We start from the raw sequence: 12,618 nt of genomic DNA, 5'->3' as shown, positions 1-12,618 counted from the left end.
TTTGCATTATTGTGTGTTTAATTTGTTAGCAGGTTGGTAAAAATGTCGCAAAAGTTGTTGTTTGGTTTTCATGCTGTCAGTGTCCGTTTAAAAACTGCACCGCAGTCAGTTCGCGAAATCTATGCGGATATGACGCGGCATGATCAGCGCATGCGCCGTTTTTTGGAGCAGGCTGCAAACGCAGGTGTGCGTATCATTGAGTCTGATGCTGCACGCCTTGAAAAAATGGCCAAAACGCACCGCCACCAGGGAGTGGTGGCGGCTGTTGAGGAACTGACCCAGACAAAAAGCCTGGATGATTTGTTGGATGCTGTTGAGGGACCACCCTTGTTGCTGGTGCTGGATAGTGTGACCGATCCGCATAATCTGGGGGCCTGTCTGCGTGTGGCCGATGGTGCAGGCGCACATGCTGTGATTGCGCCGAAAGACCATGCGGTAGGCATCAACGCCACAGTTGCCAAAGTGGCCAGTGGCGCGGCAGACACCGTGCCTTATTTCATGGTGACCAATCTGGCCCGTACTTTGGGAGAACTGAAAGAGCGCAATATCTGGTGCGTGGGAACTTCTGATGATGCATCACAGTCCTTGTATGAGGCCGATTTGAAAATGCCACTGGCTTTGGTCTTGGGGGCTGAAGGGCCTGGAATGCGGCAGTTGACGCGTAAAAGCTGTGATCTGCTGGTCAGTATTCCCATGAAGGGGGCGGTAGAGAGTTTGAATGTGTCGGTTGCCAGTGGCATTTGTCTGTATGAGGCGTTGCGCCAGCGGAGTTGATGGCTGGATCACCGGTAACCGGTGGTGATGTTGCTCTGTGTGCGATCTGCTTGCTGCTGCTGTGCTTAGGGGCTGCCTGCCCTTATGGCACTTCCAATATCAGACCTTTTCAGGCATCAGTTAAAATATTGAGCAATAACAATGAGGTAGTAGGTGGTTTGTATATACTGCTGCTCTGCATGTGAATTCTATGTACATGGGAAAATACAGCCCGTGTTGAAGACGTATTGTTAATTTTAGGGATTTTTCGGGTATGAAACTTTATTTTGCATCTGAAGCAAGCGCATTGGCTCCCCATATTATTTTGATTGAACAAAATATCCCTTATGAGCTGATCCGGGTGAACTATGCGTCAATGCATACTTCTGAAGGTGGGGATTTCAGGGAGATTAATCCCAATGGCTATGTGCCGGCTCTGACGCTGGATGATGGCAAGATTTTGACAGAAGGGCCTGCAATTATTCAGTATCTGGCAGACCTGAAGCCTGAAACCAAGCTCGCACCTCCCCAGGGTTCGTGGGAGCGGGTGGAGTTATGGGAGATTCTGAATTTCATGAGCAACGAACTGCACGCCTTATGTGCCCCGCTGTTCATGGCAGAAATCCCCGATGAGGTGAAAGAAATCATCACTGAAAAACTGGAGTGGCGGCTGGGCAATCTGGCCAACAGAATGAAGGGGCGCTCTTATGTGATGGGAGAGCACTTTACCATTGTAGACGCCTATTTATTCCCGATCCTGAGCTGGATGCCCCGGTTCAGTGTTGATCTGGAGCAGTGGCCTGAACTGGCCAATTGGATGGATGTTGTCAGTGAGCGTCCTTCTGTGCAGCGGGCACATCAGGAAGAAATTGACGTGCCGGCGGTATAAGCGGTGATAGATGCCGGGCGTTTGTTAAGAAAGCTCTGGCTATCTGGCCTTTTGCTGTTTTTGTTGGGTGGCTCGCAGCTTGTTTTTGCCCAGCGGCAGTACAACATTGTGTTCATGGATGTCTCTGAAGCAGCTTTCCAGGATGGCAAGCTGCTCATGTCGCAATTGCGCCAGTTGCGCAGTGCGGATGCTGGGGTACGCTTTGGTGGCCGCTATCGGGGATGTTTTGCCTGTAAAGATAATCAGGACGACTGGCACAGTATTGGAAAGCTTTATCTGAGTGCCGTGCCGCAGGGGCTTACCATTGAAGATGCGCGTGCCGCCATTGCAGGGGATGAGCAGGCCAGAAACAGGCTGCAGCGCATTTTGCAAAGATACAATGCACCGCCTTATACAGATGACGTGATGCAGCGTTACCTCAGTGGCCTGGTGCTGTATTGGCATGAGGCTGGTCAGGTTAGACTGTATGCACTGCGGGCACTGGATGCCACGCCCGTTTTTCTGCTTGCCTATGATGTGCCGGAACAATTATCTCTGGCCGATTTTGACTGGCTGCTGGAGCGTCTGGTGGTGGGGCAACTGCTGATGTGGAATGAGGGCTTTACGTTATGAGCCGCCTCCATGCATACACGAATTATGGAAATGCCATGCGTGAAATACGGCGTGGTCGTTTCATATGCCTGTTTCTGGCAGCAGTGTTTTTGGTGTTGCCCAGTGTGGCGGCATGGGCTGGTACAACAACACGGCCTCAGAATATTGTATTTATGGATATTTCCGAACCTGCGTATCAGGACGGCAAGGCGTTGATGACCCGCTGGCGCGCGCAGGCAAGCACGGTGCAGCTTAATCCACTGCCTTCTGAAAATGTGGTGGACCGCAGCAGTGTTTGCCAGAATTACGAATGTGCCTATACGGGGGTTGACCAGTTGTTTTTAAACCGCATTCCCCAGGGCCTTACGCAAGAAGATGCTTTACTGGCTGTTGATGGCAACATGGCCGCACGCAACCGTGTGCAAACGGTGCTGGAAAACTACAACCTGTATATGGATGGTCTGGTGATTTATCGGCATGAGCCTGGGATGGTTTGGCTCTACGGTATACCGGCCATACCGGGTGCGCCGGTGTTTTTTTACAGCAAACAGGTAGAGCAGCAGTTGTCTGTGGATGATCTGGATCGTTTGCTTCAGGCGATTTTGTTGGATTTTCCGCGCCGCAATCCTTAGCGTAAGCGCACGGGTTGTGGTTTTCGGGTAAAATCTCCCTTAAATTCTGATTTTTATGTAAGACTGAGAAAGGCTCCATGGGTTATGACACCGCGAACTTCTAACAAAGGTTTTTGTTGAGTACGCTGCTGCGCTTGTATGCGGTAAAGGTGTTATTGATATTGAATTCGTTATTTCACACCCATTGATATATAAGCGCGGTTTACGCGCTTTTTTTATGCTTTTATTGATAAGAGAAAAACCATGATTTCTGTTCGTCTTCCAGATGGCTCCAAACGTGACTATCCTCAGGCAGTCACTGTGGCACAGGTGGCTGAGTCTATTGGGCCAGGGCTGGCCAAAGCAGCATTGGCCGCCCGGGTGGGTACCGGTGAAGCTGCCCGCCTTGTGGATACCAGTTATGTGTTGAGCCAGGATGCAGACCTGTCAATCGTAACCGCTAAGGATGCCGACGGGCTGGAGATTATCCGCCATTCAACGGCACACCTGCTGGCGTACGCCGTGAAAGAGTTGTTTCCTGATGCACAGGTGACCATTGGCCCGGTGATCGAAAACGGGTTTTATTACGACTTCTCTTATTCACGTCCGTTTACGCCGGAAGATTTGCAGGCGATTGAAGCGCGCATGTCAGAGCTCGCCGCCAAAGACGAGCCGGTAACCCGCAAGGTCATGCCGCGCGATGAAGCGGTCGCCTACTTTAAAGGCATTGGTGAAGCGTATAAAGCTGAGATCATTGAAAGTATTCCGCCCGATCAGGAGGTATCGCTTTATACAGAAGGCGGTTTTACCGACCTGTGCCGCGGCCCGCACGTGCCCAGTACCGGCAAGCTGAAGTTTTTTAAATTGATGAAAGTGGCAGGGGCCTACTGGCGTGGCGACAGCAACAACGAGCAGCTTCAGCGCATTTATGGCACGGCCTGGGCCAGCAAGGAAGAGTTGAAAACCTACCTGACCATGCTGGGGGAAGCGGAAAAGCGCGACCACCGCAAACTGGGCAAGGAACTGGACCTGTTTCATATTGATGACCATGCCCCCGGGGTGGTGTTCTGGCACGCCAAGGGCTGGACCATCTGGCAGGAGGTGGAGCAGTACATGCGTGCGGTATACCGCAACAATGGTTATCGCGAAGTCAAAGGCCCGCAACTGCTGGATAAATCACTGTGGGAAAAAACCGGGCACTGGGACAAATACCGCGAAAACATGTTTGTCACCGAAAGTGAAAAGCGTGAATATGCGCTTAAGCCCATGAACTGCCCGGGGCATATCCTGATTTATAAACAGGGGGTTAAAAGCTACCGCGACCTGCCTTTGCGTTTTGGCGAGTTTGGGCAGTGCCACCGCAACGAGCCTTCGGGCGGTTTGCATGGCATCATGCGCGTGCGCGGCTTTACGCAGGATGACGGCCATATTTTCTGTACGGAAGATCAGATTCTGGAAGAGTGTGTGGCCTACACAGCCTTGCTGCAAAAGGTTTATCAGGATTTCGGGTTTAGCAACATCATTTACAAAATTGCAACCCGCCCGGAAAAACGCATTGGCTCTGATGAAATCTGGGACAAGGCCGAACATGCGCTGATGGAAAGCCTGCGCCGTTCCGGCTGTGAGTTTGTTGTTTCGCCGGGAGACGGTGCGTTTTACGGCCCCAAAGTGGAATACACGCTGAAAGACGCAATCGGGCGCCAGTGGCAGTGCGGCACCATTCAGGTAGACTTTTCAATGCCAGAGCGCCTGGATGCCGAATACGTGGCAGAATCTGGTGAGCGTAAACACCCGGTGATGCTGCACCGGGCTATTGTCGGCTCCATGGAACGCTTCATTGGTATTTTGGTGGAGCATTATGCAGGGGCGATGCCGGTATGGCTGGCACCTTACCAGGTGGCGGTTTTGAACATTACCGATGCGCAGGCGCAATACGCGCAATCCGTTGCAAATGCGCTGCAAAAACGGGGTATTCGGGTGGTTACCGATTTGCGCAACGAAAAGGTGAACTATAAAATTCGGGAACTCGCTTTGCAAAAGTTGCCTTATATCCTTGTGGTTGGGGATAAAGAAATGGCAGAGCAGAAAGTGTCGGTGCGTGCCCGTGGCAACCAGAATCTGGGAGAAATGGCACTGACAGAATTGATCGAACGTGTTTGTTCTGAGATTGACGCCAAGAGTTGAGAGCCTTGTGCCAATGAATAACCGTTTGGTTTTTGTTGAATAATTTGAAGAGAGGATGAAACCATCGCTACCTTAGCAGATCGTCGCGCGCCGAATAACATTACTGAGCGCAAGCACCGTTTGAACCGTGAAATTACGGCACCGGAAGTCCGTTTGAATGGCCCGGAAAATGAGCCGCTGGGGGTTGTCAGTTTGCAGGAGGCGTTGCGCCTGTCTGCCGAATACGATACCGACCTGGTCGAAATTGCACCCACGGCCAACCCGCCTGTATGCCGCCTGATTGACTATGGCAAGTTCCGCTACGCCGAGCAGAAAAAAGCGGCGGAAGCCAAAGCCAAGCAGAAAGTGGTAGATGTGAAGGAAGTCAAGTTCCGTCCGGGGACGGATGAGGCTGACTATCAGGTCAAAATGCGTAATTTGCGACGGTTCCTCGAAGGTGGCGACAAAGGCAAGGTGACATTGCGCTTCCGTGGACGCGAAATTGCACATCAGCGGCTTGGAATGGAATTGCTGGAACGTATCCGTGATGAGCTCGAAGATGTAGCACAGGTGGAATCCATGCCTAAACTGGAAGGCCGCCAGATGGTGATGATGCTGGCCCCGAAGAAGAAAAAATAAAAGTTTTGGTGTGCAACCCTGCACCCCATGAATCAAAAGGCAGCCAGGCAGGCTGCCTTTTTGTTTAAAACAGGCGACATACTCTGCAGTTTTAAATTGTGCGTCCAGAGGTACGGTGTTGTTCCCTGTAAAGGCCTGCCTCATATCTGCTCTGGACTACATTGCCATTTTTGTAGTAGAATACGCGTTTCACTGTTTCGAAGCTGTGCTTCAAACAGTCCGAGCGCTCTGGGCCCGGGAAGTCTGCAAGCAGTTTGCAGCGCCTGAGAGTGACAAAAACAAAGGAGCAGTCATGCCCAAAATGAAAACCAAGAAAAGTGCTGCCAAGCGCTTTCGTGTTCGTCCAGGTGGCACCGTTAAACGCGGCCAGGCTTTCAAGCGCCATATCCTGACAAAGAAGACGACAAAGAACAAACGTCACCTGCGTGGCGCTGTGAATGTCCATGACAGCAATCTGGGCCATATGGCACAAATGATGCCATTTGCCGGCCTGTGATTTCGCAGTCTGTTGTCGTTTTTGATTTACCGGATTTAGGAGAATAATATGCCTCGCGTTAAACGTGGTGTGACCGCACATGCACGGCACAAAAAAGTTTTAGATCAAGCCAAAGGCTACCGTGGTCGCCGTGGTAATGTATACCGTATTGCCAAACAGGCAGTGATGAAGGCAGGCCAATACGCCTACCGTGACCGCCGTGCCAAAAAACGTGAATTCCGCCAGTTGTGGATTGCCCGTATCAATGCGGCAACCCGTGAACTGGGCCTCACATACAGCCGCTTTATTGCCGGGCTGGAACTGGCTGGCATTGAAATTGACCGCAAGGTGCTGGCTGACATGGCTATCCATGACCAGGCAGCGTTTGCCAGCATTGTGGAACAGGTGAAAGCAAAGCTGGCGGCCTGATTTCAGCCGTGACGCTTTATGCACTGAACTGTATTTTTTTATCTGGCATTGCATAGATGCGTAAACGAAACAGGGCAGGTTTTCTGTAAAGGAGAACCTGGCTCTTCAGGCCGAAGTGACAAGCTTCGGCCTTTGTCATTTTGGTGCTTGGCAAAAGTTTGTAACAGAATACACAGATTGATATGGATACACTGCAACAACTGGTGGCGTCAGCCCAGTCCGATTTTGAAAACGCCCATACGGCCGCAGAGCTTGAAAATGCCAAAGCCAAATACCTGGGCAAAGCCGGGCGGATTACTGAGCAGATGAAACAACTGGCCAGCCTGCCGGTAGAAGAAAAAAAGAAGCAGGGTGCTGTGATTAACCAGGCCAAGCAGGCGATAGAAGCGGCATTGACCAGCCGCCGCCAGGCGTTGGCCGATGCTGAACTGGCGCAACAGTTGCAGGCCGAGGCGCTGGATGTGACCTTGCCCGGACGCTCACGCAGCCAGGGTGGATTACACCCGGTGATTCGTGCGCAGGAGCGCATTGAAAAAATCTTTGCCTCTATGGGGTTTGACGTGGGCGATGGCCCTGAAATTGAATCGGACTGGTTCAATTTTGCCGCGCTGAATATGCCGGAAAACCATCCGGCGCGTTCCATGCACGATACGTTTTATGTCGAGCAGGGTTATGTGCTGCGTACCCATACCAGCCCGATGCAGATTCGCTACGCGGTGCAGCATGTCAAAAAATACAAATCGCTGATAGATGCCGGGCAGACCATGCCCGATATCCGTGTGATTGTGCCTGGACGTACTTACCGGGTGGATAGCGATGCCACGCATTCGCCGATGTTTCACCAGTTTGAGGGCTTATGGATTGGCACGCAGGTCAGCTTCAAGGATCTGAAGGCGGTGTATATTAATTTTCTGCATCAGTTCTTTGAGACGGAAGACATGCATATCCGTTTCAGGCCGAGTTATTTTCCGTTTACTGAACCCAGTGCCGAAATGGATATGATGTTCAACACCGGACCGTTGCGGGGGCGCTGGCTGGAAATTTCGGGCATGGGGCAAGTGCATCCGAATGTGGTCAGCAATATGGGCTTGGACCCGGAGCACTATATCGGCTTTGCGTTTGGCTCTGGTATCGACCGTCTGGCGATGCTGCGCTATGGCGTGAATGATTTGCGCCTGTTCTTTGATGGCGACGTGCGCTTTTTGTCGCAGTTCAGTTAAGCCATAAAAAACTGCCGAATTTTGTTACGTGAACGATTGAATAGTACGAGAGAAACATACCATGCAATTTCCTGAATCCTGGTTGCGCGAATACTGTAACCCTGATCTGAACACCGAGCAGTTGGCCAATGTACTGACCATGGCCGGGCTGGAAGTGGAAGAGATGAGGCCTGCTGCACCTGCTTTTACAGGTATTGTCGTGGGCGAAATCAAAGAGGCTGTGCAACACCCTGATGCAGACCGCCTGCGTGTTTGCCAGGTGGATATTGGCGCAGAAAAATTGCTCAATATTGTATGCGGCGCACCTAACGCAAGGGTGGGTATTCGTGTGCCTGTGGCAACTGTGGGTGCAGAACTGCCGCCACCGGCAGACAGCAAGGATGGCAAGCCATTCAAAATTAAAGTCGGTAAATTGCGTGGTGTGGAAAGCTATGGCATGCTGTGTTCGGCGCGCGAGTTGGGCATTTCTGAAGACCATGGTGGACTGCTGGAGCTTGCCTCTGATGCGTCGATCGGAAAAAATATCCGCGAAGTGCTGGACTTGGATGACGTGATTTTTGAGCTGAAGCTCACGCCTAATCTGGGGCACTGTAACAGCGTATATGGTGTGGCCCGTGAAGTGTCGGCGCTGACGGGTGCACCGTTGAAAACACTGCAGTTCCCTGCACAACAGGTTACAACAGATGCTGTACTGCCTGTAGATGTTCAGGCCCCTGATCTGTGCGGCAGGTTTTCAGGCCGGTTGATGCAAAACCTGAATACACAAGTGGCAACGCCTGAATGGATCGTCAAACGTCTGGAGCGTTGCGGACAGCGCTCGGTTTCTGCACTGGTGGATATCTCCAACTATGTCATGTTTGAGCTGGGCCGGCCAAGCCATATTTTTGATGCAGACAAAATTCATGGTGACTTGCAGGTTCGCTGGGCGCAAACAGGCGAAACATTGAAGCTGCTCAATGGCAATACCGTCACGCTGGATGAACAGGTCGGCGTCATTGCTGATAGCCAAGGGGTGGAAAGTCTGGCAGGGATCATGGGGGGGGATGCATCGGCAGTTGCTGATACCACGCGCAACATCTATATCGAGGCAGCTTTCTGGTGGCCTGAAGCCGTAGCAGGGCGTTCACGTCGCTTTAATTTTGCAACCGATGCCGGCTATCGTTTTGAACGCGGTGTTGATCCCGCTTCAACCATTGACCACATTGAATACATTACGGCATTGATCCTGAGCATTTGCGGTACGCCTGAAACACGCTGTGGCGTCATTACCGATGTTCAGCCCAACATGCCACAACGCAGTTCTGTGACATTACGGGTTGATCGGGCCAGCAAGATCATCGGCGTACCAGTGACACAGGAACAATGTGTCAGTGTTTTTGAGCGCATGCATTTTCCCTTAACCCAAGGGGATAAACAAATAACGGTGACCCCTCCCAGCTGGCGGTTTGATATTGAAGTAGAGGCGGACCTGATAGAAGAGGTGGCTCGCTTTATTGGCTATGATGGATTGCCGGTGACAGCACCAGTGGCACCAATCTTTGCACGCACCAGCTCTGAGATGCAACGTACCCCGATGCAGGTTCGTCATAAACTGGCTGAACTCGGTTACCTGGAAACCATCAATTTCAGCTTTGTGCCGCGTCAATGGGAAAACGAACTGGTGGACAATGCCACACCGATAGAAGTGCTCAATCCGATTGCCAGCGAACTGGAAGTGATGCGTTCAAGCTTGCTGCCAAGTCTGTTGAATGTGCTGAGACAGAATGTAGGCCGGCATACGCAGCGGGTACAAGTTTTTGAACTGAGTCATGTTTTTATTCGTGATGCCGCAGTTGAAAATACCGATACCACTGTAAAAGGCATTGCCCAGCCCCGTTACGTAGCCGGGCTGATCTATGGTGATAAAAAGCCGGTGCAATGGGGCGATAGGCCAGGGGCATCAGACTTTTATGATGCCAAAGGGGATGTTGAAGCACTATTTTTGCCCCAGCAGGTGCAGTTTGTGCCTGCATCCCATCCGATGCTGCATCCTGGGCGTTGTGCCCATGTTGTGTTGAACAAACATGTGGTTGGCGTGGTGGGAGAGTTGCATCCCAAATGGCGACAGAAATATGATTTATCGCACGCCCCGGTGATGTTTGAACTGCAGTTCAGCGCGTTGCAGCACACTCAGTTACCCGGGTATATGCCTGTGTCACGCTTTCCCGCTGTATTACGCGATGTGGCGTTGGTTGTTGCCGAGAGTGTGACATATGCACAGCTGGTTGATGTGATGCAGCAATCTGTCAGCAAAGATGGCATACTCAAACAAATTACGCTGTTTGACGTATATCGCCCTAAAGAGGGCGCTGTATCTGACGTGCCTGCAGGATATAAAAGCATGGCTTTCCGGCTGGAACTTGTTGACGAGCTTGCAACATTAACCGATGAGCGCATCAGTGAAGTCGTTGCGACATTGGTTCAGGCTGCCGGAAAAGCTTATAATGCCAAATTGCGCGGATAAAAACAGATACTAGGCAAGATCTAGGTACAGTACGAAGGAAGCGAGTCATGGAAAACAGCTTATTTGACTTGACCACAATCGAAACGCCGACCATGACCAAGGCAGACATGGCGGAACTTCTGTTCGAGCGTATAGGCCTAAGCAAGCGCGAGGCCAAAGACATTGTGGAAGCATTCTTTGACCAGATCACCCAAAGCCTGGTGCGTGGGGAAGAAGTCAAGCTTTCCAGCTTTGGCAACTACCAGGTTCGTTCCAAGGCATCCCGTCCAGGGCGCAATCCGCGTACAGGCGAGGAAGTGCCAATCAAAGCCCGCCGGGTCGTGACCTTTCATGCCAGCAATAAGCTCAAAAGCAGTGTTCAAGAGCAGAAAATCGCCACAGGCGACGAGCAATCATAATAACTTCAATTACTTGCTTCGTTAATTTGTAGTAATATCTACTCTTGAGGAATCGCGGGGGGCGATCGTACAAAAATGTCGGGTTGTGTATGTGCTTGTTGAATACTTTTCAAATAAGCACTTCATGGCAAATGGCTGAAATACCGCTTTTATAGTGGTTGATGATTTGAACAATTGCCCTTAAGGCGAATCGAAACACATTTATTCGGCTGCCTTTCATGACATCTGTATTGCCACCCATACCTGCCAAGCGCTATTTCACCATTGGTGAAGTCAGCGAACTGTGTGGCGTCAAACCGCACGTACTGCGGTACTGGGAGCAGGAGTTTACGCAGCTTAAACCCATCAAGCGGCGAGGAAACCGCCGCTACTATCAGCATCATGAAGTACTGTTGATCAGGCGGATACGCAACCTTTTGTATGAGCAGGGGTTTACCATCAGTGGGGCCAGGCAACAGCTAACTGGCGGACATGCTTCATCCGATAAAAACTTAAATACCGATTCAGAATCTCCTGCCATTCAAAAAACAGCAGATGAAGAAGAAATTGCCGTAAGCTTTGCGGAACTCGACAGCCAGTTCCCCTCTTCTCGGCAAGATGAATCCGATGCTTTTAACCATCAAAATGATGTACCTGTTTCCATGGAGCCACAGTTGCATAAAACGGATACTCCATGGCCTGCGATGGACTGGAAAGTGGTGCGTGAAGAATTGCTCGCAATCCAAAAAATACTGAATGACGAGTAACTACTGCGTGACACGCGATCCATTTTGAATTAGAATACCAAATTCACGTCGGGGCGTAGCGCAGCCTGGTAGCGCACTTGCATGGGGTGCAAGGGGTCGCGAGTTCGAATCCCGCCGCCCCGACCAATAAATTCAAATACTTAGGCCAGTTCAGCAATGACTGGCCTTTGCCGTTTCTGGTAAAACTGCTTTTTGGTGACCGTATGGTGACCGTTTGTGCAGCACTGCAATACTGATATGCCAGAGAGTAAGTTTTGTTTTTTGTACTTGGTAGGTGATGAGAGGCTGCAAATGGCCTCAAAAGGCGTAAAGCGATAAAACACAAAAGGTTAATTATAAGGGGGCCAAAGGGTAACGGGAGCCATTGCTGAAGCAATGGCTTTCTATCTTTAAAAGGCTTTGCCTTGGGAGGCTTTCGATCTGGTTGTTTAACTTTATAAACCCCTAAAATTTGTCAGGCACATCGATTTTGTACATAGGTATGTGTAGAATATGTAATATAAATATCAGATGCTTGCTGGATGAAGCAGCATTTGATCAAGCCACTGGTACAGGGAAGACCGAAAGGGATAAAAACGCACGATCCTGAAGTCGCACAAGCATTTGGAATCGCGGTGCGTCAATTGCGGTTGACAAGGGGGATTTCACAGGAAGCCCTAGCGGATTTGTCAACGCTGGCACGCAGCCATATCGGGAGAATTGAGCGGGGAGAATTGACGCCCATGATCACCGTGATCATCAAACTGGCTAAAGGGCTGGAGATGCGCTCCGGTGAGATTATGGATGAAACAGAAAAAATTCTCAAAAAAACCAGACGCTGAAACTTGATAGGTTTTAACAGGTGAAGAGGGATGAGTGATGAAGTAACCGGATTAAGCTGTACCGAGATGACCTGTAGCCCTGCTTCGCCGATTGGCGGACAGGGTTCTTTTTTATGGAAACACGGGCTGGTTGGTTTTAATCTGGTAAGGCCAGCGATTTTATCGGCTATTGGAAGCCTGTCACGAGATCGTTTTATATTACAACGTCAACTGAGTGGTGCCAGGCAGGATCACTCTGCCGGCAGGGGCAAGCCGGGAAGAAACAAAAAAGAAAGCAGTTTCCCTATGAAATATTGGGCAGGATCATACTTTAAGGCTAATCATTTCCGGCAACATAAGCACAGCAAAAGCCACCCTCTTAGACAATTAGGCTGTCTGGC

The 12,618-nt window shown here is 50.7% G+C and carries 12 protein-coding genes, 1 tRNA gene and 1 pseudogene; all 14 read left to right on the top strand.

From position 1 onward, the window contains the following. The first annotated feature begins 42 nt into the window (after positions 1-42). Entirely contained in the window at positions 43-774 is a 732-nt protein-coding gene (rlmB, locus tag CUZ56_RS07330) for a 23S rRNA (guanosine(2251)-2'-O)-methyltransferase RlmB (RefSeq protein WP_126979738.1), read from the top strand. Positions 775-1,027: 253 nt separating this feature from the next. Beyond that, positions 1,028-1,642, top strand: a complete 615-nt coding sequence (locus tag CUZ56_RS07325) for a glutathione binding-like protein (protein WP_126979737.1) — start codon at positions 1,028-1,030, stop codon at positions 1,640-1,642. 21 nt (positions 1,643-1,663) lie between these two features. Continuing rightward, the gene (locus tag CUZ56_RS07320) at positions 1,664-2,254 is read left to right on the top strand and encodes a hypothetical protein (protein WP_126979736.1); all 591 of its coding nucleotides are present in this window, start codon (positions 1,664-1,666) and stop codon (positions 2,252-2,254) included. Then, the gene (locus tag CUZ56_RS07315) at positions 2,251-2,865 is read left to right on the top strand and encodes a hypothetical protein (protein ID WP_126979735.1); all 615 of its coding nucleotides are present in this window, start codon (positions 2,251-2,253) and stop codon (positions 2,863-2,865) included. The genes CUZ56_RS07320 and CUZ56_RS07315 overlap by 4 nt, the downstream gene beginning before the upstream one ends. 243 nt (positions 2,866-3,108) lie before the next feature. After that, a complete protein-coding gene (gene thrS / locus CUZ56_RS07310; RefSeq protein WP_126979734.1) occupies positions 3,109-5,028 on the top strand; it encodes a threonine--tRNA ligase in 1,920 nt (639 codons plus the stop codon). A gap of 63 nt (positions 5,029-5,091) precedes the next feature. Then, complete coding sequence (infC, locus tag CUZ56_RS07305; protein ID WP_126979733.1) at positions 5,092-5,646, top strand: translation initiation factor IF-3; 555 nt, start codon at positions 5,092-5,094, stop codon at positions 5,644-5,646. A gap of 292 nt (positions 5,647-5,938) precedes the next feature. Next, complete coding sequence (gene rpmI / locus CUZ56_RS07300; RefSeq protein WP_126979732.1) at positions 5,939-6,142, top strand: 50S ribosomal protein L35; 204 nt, start codon at positions 5,939-5,941, stop codon at positions 6,140-6,142. A gap of 48 nt (positions 6,143-6,190) precedes the next feature. After that, entirely contained in the window at positions 6,191-6,550 is a 360-nt protein-coding gene (gene rplT / locus CUZ56_RS07295) for a 50S ribosomal protein L20 (protein ID WP_126979731.1), read from the top strand. Positions 6,551-6,732: 182 nt separating this feature from the next. Then, positions 6,733-7,770, top strand: coding sequence for a phenylalanine--tRNA ligase subunit alpha (gene pheS, locus CUZ56_RS07290; protein ID WP_126979730.1), 1,038 nt, complete (start codon positions 6,733-6,735; stop codon positions 7,768-7,770). 61 nt (positions 7,771-7,831) lie between these two features. Further along, entirely contained in the window at positions 7,832-10,273 is a 2,442-nt protein-coding gene (gene pheT / locus CUZ56_RS07285; protein ID WP_126979729.1) for a phenylalanine--tRNA ligase subunit beta, read from the top strand. Between the two features lie 47 nt (positions 10,274-10,320). Next, positions 10,321-10,671 carry an integration host factor subunit alpha gene (locus CUZ56_RS07280; protein ID WP_126979728.1) on the top strand — a complete coding sequence of 117 codons (351 nt, stop codon included), beginning with the start codon at positions 10,321-10,323 and terminating at the stop codon, positions 10,669-10,671. 218 nt (positions 10,672-10,889) lie between these two features. Then, a pseudogene (locus CUZ56_RS07275) lies at positions 10,890-11,133 on the top strand (MerR family transcriptional regulator); the annotation flags it as partial. Between the two features lie 333 nt (positions 11,134-11,466). After that, positions 11,467-11,543: transfer RNA gene (locus CUZ56_RS07270), tRNA-Pro, on the top strand. A 407-nt stretch (positions 11,544-11,950) separates the two neighbouring features. Next, the gene (locus CUZ56_RS07265) at positions 11,951-12,238 is read left to right on the top strand and encodes a helix-turn-helix domain-containing protein (RefSeq protein ID WP_239442208.1); all 288 of its coding nucleotides are present in this window, start codon (positions 11,951-11,953) and stop codon (positions 12,236-12,238) included. The last annotated feature ends 380 nt before the right edge of the window (positions 12,239-12,618 follow it).

It is taken from the genome of Saezia sanguinis, from assembly GCF_003991585.1.
In the GTDB taxonomy this organism is placed as follows: domain Bacteria; phylum Pseudomonadota; class Gammaproteobacteria; order Burkholderiales; family Burkholderiaceae_C; genus Saezia; species Saezia sanguinis.
The sequence above is the reverse complement of the archived record's forward strand: the minus strand, read 5'-3'. Positions and strand labels throughout refer to the sequence as shown.